We start from the raw sequence: 15,441 nt of genomic DNA, 5'->3' as shown, positions 1-15,441 counted from the left end.
TTTTCGATACCCTCAGCCGTATATGCACCGGGTTATTTTGTCTCTTCGACTTAGCGTCACTTGATACGAGTAATGAGTAACAAGACAACTAGGTTCTGCTCCAAAGTTTGTTGGCCTTGGCATGAAGGTTTGGCATTTTTTGGATTAGCTTTAGTGGCGTTTGGCCGCATCTTATTTGTTAAGGGTATTTGAAGGTCGTACCTTCATAGCAATCAATCACCTGCGGTGAGCTTATGTGCAAACACTTCTGCGACACGCCGCAAGCACATCCTTGTGGGCTCTACGCCAGCATCCCTGCTGGCAAAGGCCGCAGCCGCGTTTACACTTGGTTTCTAACGTTTCTTCGATTAAGCTGCATTTGGTGTGAGTGGCGAGTAAAAAGTTAACGTGCTTTTGCCCAAAGAGGGTTGGCCTTGGAATGAAGGTCTGGCATTTTTTCATTTAGCTTAAGTAGCGTTTGGCTGCATCTTATTTGTTAAGTGTGTTTGAAGGTCATACCTTCGCTGTTGCTGAACGCCTGTCCGGCGAGGAATGTGCAAGCGCTCTTTTGGCACGGTGAGTGAAGCATCGCTTCATGCTAACGAACGAGAGGCAGGGATGCCGAACTGGCTTTTAGATAGGGATCCTTGTGTGCGGTCCTTGGTCGCTTAACGAAAACATCTGACCTACATGGAAGTAGGGAATGCCGAAAAATGTCAGGAACATTTTCGGCCATGTTTTCGATACCCTCAGCTGCATCTACACTGGGTTATTCACTCTCTTCGATTTAGCTTCATTTGGTGTGAGTGGCGAGTAAAAAGCTAACGTGCTTTTACCCCAACTTGGAATGAAGGTCTGGCATTTTTTCATTTAGCTTAAGTAGCGTTTGGCTGCATCTTATTTGTTGGGTGTTTTAGAAGGTCACACCTTGCCGTTACTTAACGCCTGTCCGGCGAGGAATGTGCAAGCGCTCTTTTGGCTCGCCACGAGCACATCCTTGTGGGCTCTGCGAAATCATCCATGATTTCGAAGGCCAAAACCGCGCTTACACTGGGTTATTTTATCTCTTCGATTTTACTTCATCTGGTGTGAGTCGGTAGTTCAAAAGTTAACACGCTTTTGCGACCTTTGATGTTCGTAAGAGAACAGAGCGAAAAACTTGTTTTTTACGCTCGATAAACCTCTTTTGCTTTTGTAATTAATTGAATTGTTTTGATTTAATGATTTGTTGTAGAGACCTCTACATCAACTGGTTTAGTTTTGCGGGCAACTTATTCAATTTTTTTGAAAGCAATGTTAACTTTGTCGCAGAATTTCAATGGATTAGCGTGGCATAGTTGCTGTAAGTTAAATTTAAAGCAGCAGTTTATTGAACAGCTATTCAATAAGCTTTTATGCACATTGAGCAAGGATAAATAAATGGACCCAGAGCTATACAAAATGACAATGGATGTCATGTCAGATGCAATCAAGATTCTTGGTCCTGCTCTTATTACAGCTGTGGTTGGCTATAAAGCTGGAAAATCTCAATTACTCCTGAAAATAGAAGAATTGAACAAGAATAACGAGTTCAAAGCCCGAGAGAAAATCTTTGATTTCCACAAAGAGAAACTAGCAAAAGTTGATGAGTCAATCGCAAGTCTCAATGAGGGGCTTGGTCAATTTGCAGGAATGACTCTTGCAAACATGGATGATGAGTTAAATTTTTCAACATTTATCAACAAGTATTTAGTGGTCTACATAGAAGGTATTCCATTCCAGCTGAACCATATAAACGATGAGATGAAGCAATACTCTGGTGCATATCCGAGAGAGCATGAGCAACTCCATAAATATATGGCTCGTGCCGAAGAAATAGAAAAACCTAGCACGCCAGAAGAAGCTCACTCAACGATTGTGGAGCTTATTGAAATATATGGCTTTACGAGCCATTGTATAAGGCTGCTAATTGAAAAAGAGGCGCTTGAAATCTTCAAGCCATATACAGGAAATGCATAACAAACCATCACTAAAGGATAATTTAATGGAAATTTTCAAAGCGTCAGTTCAATACAATGATTTAAAAGGTAGTGCGGCAGCTGATCGCGCAGATATGACTGATGCAGCTAAGTGGTTAAAAGACAAAGGCCATATCACTAATGAGTTTGTTGTGGGGATTTCTATGTGGGCAGGCGAAAACCACGGCGCACACCGAGATCCCGTGAGTGTTAAGTTCTTAGTCTCAGGATTAAATGGCTACGATAACATTCCAGAGATGCTTCAAGCTTCAGGCGAACCAATGCAAGTTAGAGAAATTAGGATTGATATGAATCTTACGGATTTCTTTGCACTGTTCAAACGTCTGGAAATTACACTTTCCAACGATGGCTTAATCGAAGGTAAGACTTACACATCAATCTAAAAAAATGCTAATCGGGTAGCCGGAGGTATCTAGCCTCCAGCCCCCACACCACCCTGCATGCGGCTCCGCACACGACTAAATGGATTTAGGAGGTAGGGCGAAGCAGGATGCCAGAGCCGAGGGCGGTTCATTTAGAACGCCTAACCTGTTTTCTGGTTCGGATAGTGAACTGCGATCCATCCATCTCTTAGTGAATATAATCCTGCTTTCTTCAGATACTCATTGCTCAACGCTTGCTGTATTCCTGGTGTTGTAGATCTACGCCAAGGGCCTTTACTTGTGATACCACAAGCAACGGCTGCTTGGATCCTGACTCCACATTTAGGTAAATTTTGCACCTTAGTCCGTGGATTTCGCCACTGACGCCAGTGGATATTTTGGGTCAGTGTAAACTTTATTTGAACACCATATATTTACTAATTCCATGACCTACCTTTAGACCTTTTGCACTAACTGATGTCTGTCCAAAACCGATTTAACTTTTGATTGTTAGATTGATACCCGAAAGGCTAAATCGGAGAGATAAAATAACCCTGTGTAGATGCGGCTGCGGACGTTGATGGCAGGGATGCCATCGTCGAGCCTCCACGGATGGATTCACGGCGTGTAGCAGAAGTATCTGCACATTCCTCGCCGGACAGGCGATTAGTTAAAGTGAAGATACAAATTTCAAAGACACTCTACCAACACTAATTCAGCCAAATGTTAAACCACAAAAATGCCAACACCTTCATTCGAAGGTCAGCTTACACCGTCGAGCGTGCAGGGATTATACTTGCTGTAGCCTAGCGAGATACCTGCATGAAAGGTCTGCTGCAAGTAATCCAGACAGATAAAGGTTAACGCTAGCATCAGCTAACTACAACCAATTTAAAGGCATGAAAAAAGGGCTTAGATTTTCATCTAAGCCCTTTCAATCACTGGTACCTGTTACTTGGTGAAAGTAACTAAAGCGCCCTCACTAATCGCTAAAATTAGTGAACAATTTCCATCTCTTCTAGCAAGTTATCTGCATTATCTAGGTACTTCATCACCCAAAGCATATAACGGCTATCAACTTGGATAGAGCGGTTGGTGTCGGTATCGTAACCCCAATCACCAATAATACTCTCATACACACCGTCAAACAGTAGACCCACTAATTCGGCACGGCCGTTTAGTGTTGGGGAGCCTGAGTTACCACCGGTAGTGTCTAAAGTTGATAGGAAGTTAACTGGCACTGAGTCGATAGACTTCATATAGAAGTCGCCATACTGCTTCTGCTTAATCAGTTCTAGCTGCTTAGCTGGGGCATCGAATGGATCGGCGCCAGTATCTTTAGCCAAAATCCCCTCAAGACGAGTGAATGGCACAGCGTGTAAGCCATCTTGTGGTGAGTAACCTTTCACATGACCCACGGTCACACGTAAGCTTGAGTTAGCGTCGGCATAGACAGGCTTACCTAGCTCTTTGTTGTAAGCAATAATGGCATCCATATATTGAGGACGGACCTTCATTAACTTACCCGCTAGCTCTTTCTCTTTCTTCTCTTGGGCCATATCGGTGTCATACATGGCTACCGCAAACTTAATAAACGGATCGTTAGAGGCTTTAAAATCGCTCACTGATTTGTCCATCCAAGCGAGACGGAACTCTTTATTACCAAGTTCTGTTTTAGCGTACATTTTGTCTAGCGTTTTACTCAGCTTAGCTGCATCAAACTTTTTACCCAGACCAAATGCTTTATCGAGTGCTGGAATACGCTCACTGGCCGGTAACGCCGCATAACGCGTCAACAAATCAAGCACAACCGCTTTGTCTACGCTTGGCGCATAACGTCTGTCGATACGCTCCATGCCTGACTTAAAGCGTGTCATGTCACGTGTTTGGTAGCCAGGCTCACGTGCCATATCATCAAGCTGCTTTTCATTGGCTAAGCGATACAATTTACGCGCTGTTGGCAGCATGGTGGTGTAGCCTAAGTAACCTAAGATGATGTCACGCTCTTGGTTGTCTTGGCTCTCTTTGATCAGCTTATCAAGCTCAGCCATGGTCTCACCATATTTAGCCTGACGCTTGCTATCTTTGTTGATCCAAGCCGTTAGCTCTGCTTCACGTCCTTTACGGTCGTCAAGCATGGTCGACTTGCCATAAAACTCAATCATCGAGGTGAAGTTTTTGGCGTAGTTAGCCAAGCCAGCAATGAGGCTCTCGTACTTAATACGCTCATCACTGCCCTCAGGGGCGGTTTCTTTAATGATCTCAATAAAGCGTTCGCGCAGCATTTTTCCTTCTGGGTACGCCCACTCAAACTGGTTTTCGACTTCATTGGCGGTGCGGTAACGGTTAGTGCGACCTGGATAACCCGCCACCATAACAAAATCACCATCACTCACGCCTTTAGCCGAGACTTTAAGAAAGCTCTTTGGCTCGTAAGGCACATTGTCTTGGCTGAAGTCAGCAGGCTTGCCCGCTTTCGATACATAGCCACGGTAGAAGGAGAAATCACCAGTGTGGCGTGGCCACATCCAGTTATCGATATCGCCGCCATACTTACCCACGCTTGCTGCCGGGTTATACACCAAGCGTACATCGCGGATCTCAAGTTGTTTAACTAAGTAGTATTCTAAGCCACCATGGAAGCTATATACCTGACAGCGATAGCCATCTTCCGCTTCACACTCTGCCACCAAGGCTTTCTCTTTGGCTTCTATGCCTTGATAAAACGCGTTGCCAACCTTATCGGCCAACCCTTGCTTAACCTTGTCAGTTACGTTGGTGACAGCTTCGGTAACATAGATGCGTGAACCCGGCGTAGCTGGCAACTCTTCTGCATAAGTTTTAGCTAAAAAGCCATCTTGCAGTAAATTTTTCTCTGGTGTTGAGTTGTACTGAATTGAGCCGTAAGCGCAGTGATGGTTAGTCACAGCAAGCCCTTTGGGTGACACAAATGATGCAGTACAGCCACCTAGGCTGATAACGGCATTCATTGGGAATTCGGTTAATTTTGAGATAGATTTTGCATCAATCTCCAACCCTTTGGCTTTCAGCTCATCTGCCATTGCAGGTAGCTGATATGGCTGCCACATCCCCTCGTCAGCCTGCGCCGTGAACGAGGCCGCTAGTGCTGCTGTTAATATCAGTTTCTTCATTTTGTTAAGTCCATTTTGTTATCGTTATCTCATCGAATCCCCACCCGATCCTTATCTATTTGATGTGATGGAGATTAATATGATGGTGCTAGCGCCCTTAAATTTAAGGCATAAAAAAGTCGGGCTAGAGCCCGACTTTATCATAAAACCTACCAACTCACACACAGGCAAACATTGCTAGTTAACCGCTTGAGTTGTAACGAACTGTGTACCTTTAATCATCACAGTTCGATTGCACTGTTAGTGACAGGATCACAGCGCGACCCACAGCTGCGCAGCAATAATCACCGCACCTACCGCTGCCGACGCTAATAGTGCAGGCGTGCCGCCCATGACTTGGTAACCGCCAAGGTTTTGTTTACGTTGACTAAGCGCCATCGCAATCGGTAAGAAAATAATCATCACGACTAAAGGAATCGCCGCAAAACCTAACACCTGAATAAAACCATCAGGATAATAAAGCGCACATAACAGTGGCGGTATAAAGGTGATCAACCAGGTTTTGATTCGCCCAGCAATATCATCACGTGCGCGGGTCAATTCGGCAATATAGTCAAACAAACTCATGGTCACACCAAGGAATGAAGTGATTAATGCTAAGTTGGCAAACAGGTCAATGCACTGTTGCAAAACAGCCGATTGTGCGATGCCTTGTAACGCTGACACAAGCTTAGGTAGTGAGCCGTCAAACCCATATACCGTCGCGCCGCCGACTATCCCTAGGGTCACCATTAACCAAAGGATGTAACACACTAATGGAATGGTAGAACCTATGATTAACACTTTACGCAGCGACATGGCATCGCCATCTAAATAGCGCACAATCGTCGCAATACACACATGAAAACCAAACGAGGTAAATACAACTGGGATAGCGGCTAACCATAGGTTACCCAATTCACCTTTAGACACTAACTCGGTCGCCGACTCTCTGAGCATGTAGCTTGGGCTAACTTCGGGTAATAAAAACAACACCACAATAATGAACAGAGCCACCATAGCAGTAAACAATACCCGTGAAACCTTATCAATCCAGGCCACACCAATGGCGATAAACCCACCAAATACAAGGGTAAACAGTAACACCGCGAACTCATGGTTCATGGTAATACCCAGCGGCTCAAAACGTGACTCTAATAACGAAGAGCCGCCCATCAAGTACACCATGGTTAAGGCAAACAGTAAGCTTAAAAACGAGCCGCCTTGAATTAACTGGCCAACTTTACCTAAGGTTTTTCCCGTGATGGCATGCACATTGAGACCAACGCCGGTGCGTAAATTAATCTCTAGCATGAGTAGAGAGGTATAAATAGAGATACCCCAAATGGCGATCAAAAGCAGTAACGCCGGAATGGTGCCTAACGAGGCTGTAGCAAGTGGAAGCGCCAACATGCCGCCACCAATTGCGGTGCCCGCAACAATGGCAATAGAGCCGAGCATTTTTAAGTTCACAAAATTGTCCTGTCTTTAATTGTTATCTATTTTGGAAGGTCAGATTTAGAACGACTGCAAAGGAGGGATTTAGCAATAAAACATACACTAAGCTTTAGCCTCCTAACCGAACTATGCATCTCTGCCTTAGTGCGCGTTGGTGGGCCTCAACAGCTTAGCTAACCTTATCTACCAATGATCTTTAGCTAAGCCCCTGAGGCTGCCTAAATCGGTAGTAATATCGATAGGTTTGTTTCATCACAACCTTACTCTATAAATTTGACTGCTAGCGACCATATCAGAGGCAAACGCAGTGCACAAGGCGTCTATCGTAATCAAAGTCAAGATTGTACATTCAAGTAACAATGTGGAAATAACCCGACTACAGCTTGATTACTGTGCCATTTTTATTACTCAATTAGTGATCTAGGATATTGCCTTGCCATGGCTTATCAGTATAATTTGCGCACTGCTTTAGGGGAGTAGCTAACGCGTCTCTATTTGGGACTCGGGTGAGTATCAACATACTTGGCCATACGCCATGGTGCTCACAGCAATCAGCGGGATTTAATGCCCACACATTGCCAGGCAAGACCTAAGCACGGTTACCGCTCAAATTAGGGGGCGGCGGACTGTGCTTGGATTTTTTGCCCCCTAAGGAAACATCATGGAAGCTTTACTCGCATCAACCTTCACCGTCGCTATTGCCGAAATCGGCGACAAGACGCAACTCTTAGCGCTTATTCTTGCTGCACGTTTTAAAAATAAAACCGCCATTATTTTGGGTATCTTGCTATCCACATTAGCCAATCACTTTGCCGCGGCCTGGTTTGGGCAGTGGGCCATAAACTTCATTAATCCAAGCGTCGCAACCTATCTGGTTGCCCTCTCCTTTTTTGCCATTGCATTATGGGTATTAGTACCAGATAAGGTCGACAGCGAAGAGAGCCGTTTCTATAAAATGGGCCCTTTTATCGCGACCTTCATTCTGTTCTTTTTAGCAGAGATGGGCGACAAAACCCAAGTGGCAACTGTGGTGCTGTCGGCTAAATATGATGCACTAGGATTGGTCGTGATAGGTACCACATTAGGCATGATGATCGCCAATGTCCCTGTGGTGATAGCGGGTCACTTTAGTGCCGATAAATTACCGATGAAATGGATCCATCGCGGTTGTGCCGTCTTGTTTGCGCTGTTAGGGGTGGTGACGCTATTGTTCTAAGGGCGACGAGCGAGAAAAATACCAAGCAAAAAAAACCAATGGCTTAGCCATTGGTTTTTCATTAACTTACCGCTTATAACCCGAGAGCTTGTTTAACTCGCTGACCATAGTCACTGTCGGCATTGGTAAAGTGTGCCACCATACGTTGCTGAACATCCAGACTTGCCTGACTCAATGAGCCCGAAATGGTCGCAATTAAGCGGGCTTTCTCCGCTTCAGAGAAGATGCGATACAGATTTCCCGCCTGGGTAAAATCATCCTGATCATAACGGCTGTAACGTGCTGCCTCGCCCTCAATTCGTAGTGGTGGCTCAACAAACTGAGTCGGTTCCACTAGCGCTGCTGCCGTACTATTTGGACCGTAGTTTGCGCTAGCGTCGGCGCCGGTCTGACTGCCACTGAATGGACACTGAGTACCAGCCATTGCACCGCCACGTTGATGGTGGTTAGCTTGCGTAGCATGCGGGCAGTTAACAGGTAACTGGTTATAGTTAGCGCCAATACGATAGCGTTGAGCATCGGCATAGGCAAATAATCGCGCTTGCAGCATCTTATCGGGTGATGCGCCCACACCAGGGACTAAGTTACTCGGCGCTAGCGCCACTTGCTCCACTTCGGCAAAATAGTTTTGCGGCAGACGATTAAGCTCTAACTCACCCACTTCAATTAAGGGGTAATCGCTGTGCGGCCATACCTTAGTCAAGTCAAACGGGTTGATATGATAATGGTTAGCGTCGGCTTCTGGCATAATCTGCACGTTGACCGTCCAGCGTGGGAAATTACCGTCATTAATCGCAGCGACCATGTCGCGTTGTGACGAGTCCGGATCAATCCCTTTCAAAATATCAGCTTGCTCACCCGTTAAGTTCACCACGCCTTGCTGTGATTTAAAGTGGAACTTAACCCAGAAACGCTCACCCTTTGCATTCCAGAAAGAGAAAGTATGCGAGCCATAACCATGCATTTGGCGGTAGTTGGCAGGAATACCACGATCTGACATTAATATGGTTACCTGATGCATGGCTTCCGGGTTTAACGACCAAAAGTCCCACATTGCCTGTGGATCTTTTAAGTTAGTTTGCGGGTTGCGCTTTTGCGTATGGATGAAGTCGGGAAACTTAATACCATCACGCAAAAAGAAAGTTGGCGTGTTATTACCCACAATATCGTGATTACCGCGCGCCGTGTAAAAGCGTAATCCAAAACCACGCGGGTCGCGCTCGGCATCGGCAGAGCCCATTTCACCACCTACGGTTGAAAAGCGAATGAAAGTTTCTGTCTGTTTACCTACGCCATTAAAATGATCGGCGATGGTGTAATCGCTTAAATCTTTGGTTAGGGTAAAAGTGCCGTAAACCCCGGTACCTTTAGCGTGAACAATACGCTCAGGAATACGCTCACGGTTAAAATGCGCTAGCTTCTCAATTAAGTGCCAATCTTGAAGTAGCAGCGGGCCGCGCTCTCCAGCAGACAATGAGTTTTGGTCGTCGGCGATAGGTGCGCCACTTTGGCTTGTTAGTGTTTGCTGTTGGGTCATATTCGTCATTCTGTTGCTCTCCAAAAAATGTGTGAGCGCTTATTGCGCGTCGGTAAGCCATTGTTCAATCACGTCATAAATGGTTGCCATAGGAAAACTCCTCTCTCTCTTCCTTTGCAATCGGTATGGGTCAAGAATAAAGCGACGAGAGAAACAAATAAAACGATTAAAACCGATAACCTTAAATGATTTTGTAGATATTGGAGGGCGAAACGGCAAAGAGCGTGCAAACGAGCGCAGCGTGCTGAAGGGCAAAGGCTAACAGCTGAGACAAAAAAACCAGCTTACGCTGGTTTTATCAATCATTAGTATTGAGCTAGCGTCACTCGCTAGTGCTTGAGTCGCTGGGCTCTCGATATAGCTTAACGAGATAATAGATATCAATTAGCACAATGAAAAAGTTCACTAGTGCTACAGGGATTGCGTCGATAGCCATGCCGTAAGCGACAAACAGTGCTGCACCGATTAAGTTCCACCAACGCAGCTTCTTAATATTCGACATCATCAGCGAAATGGCGACGACCACTGACGCTAAATATCCCACCCATTCCCAAATCGTTGCGTTATCCATTCGCGCTCCACTGAGTAAAAGTTTGTGTGCCCTTATTATGGACAAAAACGGGAATAAGCGACAGCATTTAGCCAGTTTTTATCGTTATACTAACGCTTTACCACGGCTGCGGTCATTCTGGAGATACAACAAAGTTCGCCTGCACTGTTATGCACCAAGATTTCCCAAACCGAACTGCGCTTACCTAAATGCACAGGCTTGGCGGTTGCCGTTAATACTCCATTACGTGATGCTTTAAGGTGGTTGGCATTGATCTCTTGGCCAACACAATAGTAGTTGTCAAAATCAACCACAAAGTTAGCAGCATAACTCGCCACGGTTTCAGCCAAGGCAACATTAGCCCCACCATGCACAATCCCCAATGGATTATGGATAGCGGGCGACGCAGGCATGGTCGCCTTCATATAGTCATCGCCAATTTCAGATATCTTTATGCCCATGGTCTGCATCAATGTACCTTTACCATGCATGCCACTATCCATTTTTTCGCAAATTTCCAACGTGACGGGTCGAAACCAAATGCTCATTTGATATTCCATTTCCACAAATTTTAGAGGAGGTTAGTCTACTGCTTCAAGCGTAAAACACAAATAGGTTAAGGTGTCAGTATCGGCAGCAGGCCAAATGGTATAACGAAGGGAGTGGCCTTCGAGCAGCCTTAATTTTTTGTTTATGACCTAAGTGTCACTTGCGCGAATCACTCGGCCACACTTTGATGGCTACTCGAAGACCTAGGGTAACAGGTTTATTTAAGATGACTGACCGCTTCGAGAGTTAATTTAATCATCTCATTCAGCGTGTGTTGGCGCTCTTCGGCGCTAAGGTGTAATCCTTGACGTAAGTGATCTGTCACCGTCATCATGGCTAATGCATTAATGCCATATTCGGCCGCGACCCCATAAAGTCCAGCCGCTTCCATTTCGACACCAAGAATGCCGTATTTTTCCATATCGTCGTAACGCGTCTCATCACTGCAATAGAAAAGATCTGAAGAGTAAAGATTACCGACGTGATAATTTGCCCCCTGCTTATCCGCAGCATCGGCGGCCAAACGTAGCAAATTAAAATCGGCGATCATGGCAAAGTCCGTATTAGCAAACCGGCTACGATTAACGGCTGAGTCGGTGCTCGCCCCCATAGCCATCACCACATCCATCAACTTGATTTTGTTGCTGACAGCACCGCAAGAACCGATACGAATAATGTTCTTAACGCCATATTCAGTCGCTAACTCTTTAGCATAAATAGAGATAGAAGGTATCCCCATGCCAGAGCCCATCACCGAAATCGCTCTGCCTTGATATTCGCCGGTATAGCCGAGCATATTACGCACGTCAGTCACCAAACGCGCATTGTCTAAAAAGTTATCGGCGATGTACTTGGCCCGCAGAGGATCACCTGGCATAAGCAAGGTTTCAGCAAAATCGCCAGCGGCAGCATTAATATGTGGGGTCATGTTTTACTCCAGTAAAAATGCCTGCACAGAATGCGCAGGCCGTTATCATATCAGGCGACTATCCCGCTAAGCTAAACAGTAATCCGGCAATCGTGCCACTCATTAAGTTAGCTAACGCAGCAGCAATAAGCGCCTTCATGCCAATCGCACTAAGGTCGTGACGTCTCTCAGGGCAAAGTGCCGCCAAGCCGCCAATCACCATAGCCAGTGAGCCAATATTGGCAAAACCACAGAGCGCGAAACTAATAATAATCTGGGTTTTCTCTGATAAGTTATCTGCGACCTTGAGGAAATCTATATAGGCGACAAATTCGTTAATCACCATCTTCTGACCTATGAACGATGCCGCTTGTGTCGCTTCACTCCAAGGCACACCCATTAACCATGCTAGAGGCGCAAGCAGATAGCCCAATATTGCTTGCATGGTCAGTTCGCTGTAGCCAAACCATCCGCCGATACCACCAATCAAACCGTTAACGAGCGCAATCAACCCCACGAAAGCTAACAAGAGTGCAGCAACATTCAGCACTTGTTGCATCCCCATCGCAGCGCCACCTGCGGCGGCGTCGAGTACATTGGTCGGCTTGTCTTCTTGCTCATCCATCACCCGCTTGATGTCATTACGCGGCGTATCCGTTTCTGGCCACATCAGCTTGGCAAAGAGCAAACCTGCTGGTGCCGTCATAAAGGCGGCGGTCAGCACATACTTAACGTCGACCCCCATCTGGATATAGCCAATCATGGTGCCACCAGCCACTGATGCTAAGCCCCCCGTCATCACTGCAAACAGTTCAGATCGGGTCATGTGCTTCACAAATGGACGTACCATAGAGGGCGCTTCAATAGGCCCGACAAAGATGTTAGCGGTGGCGGAGAGTGATTCGGCACGACTGGTGCCAAGTAACCTAGAGAGCGCCCCACCAATTAAGCCAATCACCAGCTGCATAATGCCCAAGTAATAGAGCACTGCAATCAATGAACTGATGAACACGACCACACAGAGCACATTGATAACGAAGATAAAGCCCACGCCAAATTTGGCTAAATCACCAAACAGAAATCCTAAGCCCTCATTGCCGTAGCTAATCACATGCATCACACCGTTAGAGGCGCTGTCTAACATGCTTTGCCCCATCGGCAGGTACATAACAAACGCTCCAAAGGCCACTTGAAAAGCCAGAGCGCCTAGCACAGTACGCGGATTGATCGCTCTGCGGTGTTCAGATAGCAATATCGCGATAATCACTAAGGTAAACATACCCAGCAAACTGATGAAAACTTCCATACATTTATGACCACAAAAATCATGAGATGCGGGCAGTCTATCTCGCTATATCGGCGACACAAGCGATCTGTATCACTTAAAAAAAGATTATTATTTAGATGGGATTTTTTTGAGCAAAACAGCGGTTTCACACAAAAAAATGCAATAAAGCCATAAAGTTACCACCACTAAAACACCACAGTCGACATACAAATAACACTGGGGTTTCAACAACCCGTAATATTCGATCGATTGGGTTACATTTGGCAAGCGACGGATTATCGAGCAAAACTGAGTAAACCCAGATCGATAACATTCAGTATGGTAATTTAATTACAAAAATTTTGATAAAACAAGGAACGCGAAGCGGCAAGTACATCCTATTACTTTTATGCCTAAACCACAGGCTAAGGTGCAACGACTGGCTCGAGATAACACAGCGATAAGCGTTATGTTTAGTCGAAAGTGCCAAACCCAATGCGCTTGTGCCATTTGCTTGCCCAATAGCCACTATCACTCAAGTTAAAGAACCTCAACCTCTTATGACTTTGGGTTGTACAACTAGGCCAGGTGTCTTTCGGCACGTATCTCATAAAAGAAAGAGCCCAACCTAAGGGTTGAGCTCTTGTTAAAACACTAAGGGAGCTGCAGGTAATGCATAAGACTAACTGCCGCAGCCATCAGAACTTCGAGAGTTGATATAACGAACATCTTTCGCTCTGTCATAGTCAACAGGGTCAAGCGTGTCATGCTGTTTGATAAATTGATAAAGCATATCAGCATCAATAAAGCCGGTGTCTCTCGCCTTCTCCTTCAACTTAGGATATTTGTTACCGCCCGCGGCGTTATAGCTTGGGAGGGTAAATCGATATTTATCCGTTAACTTGAAAGGTTTGTCGCCAACCGTTCTGATATCGACCTCTTTAGCTTTACAGTCGACTGTCATCTTGATGCCGCTAAAGTGGGCAAAACCACCAGAGCCTCGAGTCTTAAGCGCAACCTTAGACAGATACTTCTTCAATTCAGCCCCATCCATCTCAGTCACAGTCACACTATTAGAGAAAGGCTGCACCTTAAGGACATCACGGTAACGAATAGGTCCTTTCTTTATGGTGGCACGAATCCCGCCAGAGTTCATGATACCGAAATCGGCAGGTACAGGGAGCTGAGTCTGGGCGTGAGCTATCATTATCCCTAGCGGCGCAGCTTGGTAACGAACAACTTTACGTTTACCAATGAAATCCGCCTTGGCCACACCAATCTCCTCTCTCAACTTCAATTGCCCTTTTGCTTGATAAGGGCGAAGCAGTTCAAGGGTTTCTTTATCCTTAGGGGTCAGCATGTGAGGTGGATAGTAGGAGCCGAATTTGGTTTCGGTATTCACAGGTACCAACTCGTAATTAGCCAGGTGTAACTTACCACCATAGTACTCAAAATCAGCGCGACCAACGAACTTACCCCACTCGTAGGCTTGCATGATCCAAGTGCCATTTTGACGATCGGGTTTACACGGCTCATCTCGACCATAATCTTTGACGTACTTACCAGTGTCTCCTTCCATACACACTGGCAACTGTGAATGTCCGCCAATGATGGCTTGAATCTGGCCAGGCTTTAGACTTTTAGCCAGTGCAACATCACCAGGTGCATTGCTGCCATGTACCCCGTTTTCATAGTGCCCCATATGGGTGAGGCCAAAAACAAGATCCGGTTGATGCTTCTCTTCAAGCTCTGCCAAAATACCTTGCGCCTCAGCTTGAGGAGAGGTGAATTTAAACGCTTCAACAAACTCTGGATTACCAATTTCAGCGGTATGTTCGGTAGTCAGCCCAACGACGGCCAACTTCAACCCTTGAACCTCAAATAGCTTATAAGGCTCAAAGTAGCGCTGCCACTCACCATCGACTTGGCGATAGATATTGGCCGATAACCAAGGAAATTTAGACCAGCCTCGTTGTTTATCCATCACAGTCGATGGATTATCAAACTCATGGTTACCTACGGCCATGGCATCATAACCAAGATGGTTCATGCCGATAAAATCTGGCTCGGCGTCTTGAAGATCAGACTCTGGCACACCAGTATTAATATCGCCACCAGAGAGCAGTAACGTCTCCCCACCTTGCTCAGTGACCTCTTTGCGGATTTGGTCAAGTATGGTTTTACGTGCAGCCATACCATATTCACCTCTAGAACCATGCCAAAAACGGCCGTGGTGGTCATTGGTATGTAGCAAGGTAAAGCGCTTACAGTCATCACCAGCGGCTTGACAGGCAATTGATGCAGTCGTTTTAGGCGCCTTTTCCACCTTTTCCTTACCACAGCCACTCAATGCTAACGTTAGCGCGATAGCTGAGCCGGTAAGAAGTAGGCAAGAAGGACGGAGTGAAGTATTCATAATAATCCTTCAATAATATTCAGATAAACGTTGTCACTCGCCCTAAGGGGT

Annotated in this window: 11 protein-coding genes and 1 pseudogene; 3 read left to right on the top strand and 9 right to left on the bottom strand. The window is 45.9% G+C overall.

Annotation, left to right across the window (positions count from 1 at the left end):
- The first annotated feature begins 1,398 nt into the window (after positions 1–1,398).
- Together L876_RS0110255 and L876_RS0110250 are read left to right on the top strand one after the other, a co-directional pair.
- Complete coding sequence (locus L876_RS0110255) at positions 1,399–1,977, top strand: hypothetical protein (protein WP_028763731.1); 579 nt, start codon at positions 1,399–1,401, stop codon at positions 1,975–1,977.
- A 25-nt stretch (positions 1,978–2,002) separates the two neighbouring features.
- The gene (locus L876_RS0110250) at positions 2,003–2,380 is read left to right on the top strand and encodes a hypothetical protein (protein ID WP_028763730.1); all 378 of its coding nucleotides are present in this window, start codon (positions 2,003–2,005) and stop codon (positions 2,378–2,380) included.
- A 140-nt stretch (positions 2,381–2,520) separates the two neighbouring features.
- Here L876_RS0110250 and L876_RS23025 read toward each other — a convergent pair.
- The 3 genes and pseudogenes from L876_RS23025 to L876_RS0110240 form a co-directional block, all read right to left on the bottom strand.
- Positions 2,521–2,751 (bottom strand): annotated as a pseudogene (locus L876_RS23025) (group II intron reverse transcriptase/maturase); the annotation flags it as partial.
- Positions 2,752–3,354: 603 nt separating this feature from the next.
- On the bottom strand, positions 3,355–5,511 hold the full coding sequence (locus tag L876_RS0110245; protein ID WP_028763729.1) for a S46 family peptidase: 2,157 nt from the start codon (positions 5,509–5,511) through the stop codon (positions 3,355–3,357).
- A gap of 252 nt (positions 5,512–5,763) precedes the next feature.
- The gene (locus L876_RS0110240) at positions 5,764–6,963 is read right to left on the bottom strand and encodes an aromatic amino acid transport family protein (RefSeq protein ID WP_028763728.1); all 1,200 of its coding nucleotides are present in this window, start codon (positions 6,961–6,963) and stop codon (positions 5,764–5,766) included.
- A gap of 646 nt (positions 6,964–7,609) precedes the next feature.
- Here L876_RS0110240 and L876_RS0110235 point away from each other — a divergent pair.
- Positions 7,610–8,164 carry a TMEM165/GDT1 family protein gene (locus L876_RS0110235; RefSeq protein WP_028763727.1) on the top strand — a complete coding sequence of 185 codons (555 nt, stop codon included), beginning with the start codon at positions 7,610–7,612 and terminating at the stop codon, positions 8,162–8,164.
- A gap of 73 nt (positions 8,165–8,237) precedes the next feature.
- On the opposite strand, the gene katB is transcribed toward L876_RS0110235, so the two are convergent.
- From katB to ushA, 6 genes are all read right to left on the bottom strand, one after another.
- Complete coding sequence (katB, locus tag L876_RS0110230; RefSeq protein ID WP_028763726.1) at positions 8,238–9,701, bottom strand: catalase KatB; 1,464 nt, start codon at positions 9,699–9,701, stop codon at positions 8,238–8,240.
- A 322-nt stretch (positions 9,702–10,023) separates the two neighbouring features.
- Positions 10,024–10,272 (bottom strand): YgjV family protein, encoded by a 249-nt coding sequence (locus L876_RS0110225; protein WP_028763725.1) that lies wholly within the window; start codon positions 10,270–10,272, stop codon positions 10,024–10,026.
- 89 nt (positions 10,273–10,361) lie between these two features.
- Positions 10,362–10,799 carry a PaaI family thioesterase gene (locus L876_RS0110220; RefSeq protein WP_028763724.1) on the bottom strand — a complete coding sequence of 146 codons (438 nt, stop codon included), beginning with the start codon at positions 10,797–10,799 and terminating at the stop codon, positions 10,362–10,364.
- Between the two features lie 218 nt (positions 10,800–11,017).
- On the bottom strand, positions 11,018–11,728 hold the full coding sequence (deoD, locus tag L876_RS0110215) for a purine-nucleoside phosphorylase (protein ID WP_028763723.1): 711 nt from the start codon (positions 11,726–11,728) through the stop codon (positions 11,018–11,020).
- Between the two features lie 58 nt (positions 11,729–11,786).
- Positions 11,787–13,013 carry a NupC/NupG family nucleoside CNT transporter gene (locus L876_RS0110210; protein WP_028763722.1) on the bottom strand — a complete coding sequence of 409 codons (1,227 nt, stop codon included), beginning with the start codon at positions 13,011–13,013 and terminating at the stop codon, positions 11,787–11,789.
- A 643-nt stretch (positions 13,014–13,656) separates the two neighbouring features.
- On the bottom strand, positions 13,657–15,390 hold the full coding sequence (gene ushA / locus L876_RS0110205) for a bifunctional UDP-sugar hydrolase/5'-nucleotidase UshA (protein WP_037428401.1): 1,734 nt from the start codon (positions 15,388–15,390) through the stop codon (positions 13,657–13,659).
- Between the last annotated feature and the right edge of the window lie 51 nt (positions 15,391–15,441).

It is taken from the genome of Shewanella colwelliana ATCC 39565, assembly GCF_000518705.1.
GTDB classification, from domain to species: domain Bacteria; phylum Pseudomonadota; class Gammaproteobacteria; order Enterobacterales; family Shewanellaceae; genus Shewanella; species Shewanella colwelliana.
Note: the sequence above shows the minus strand (reverse complement) of the source record. Positions and strands in the feature narration are given on the sequence as shown.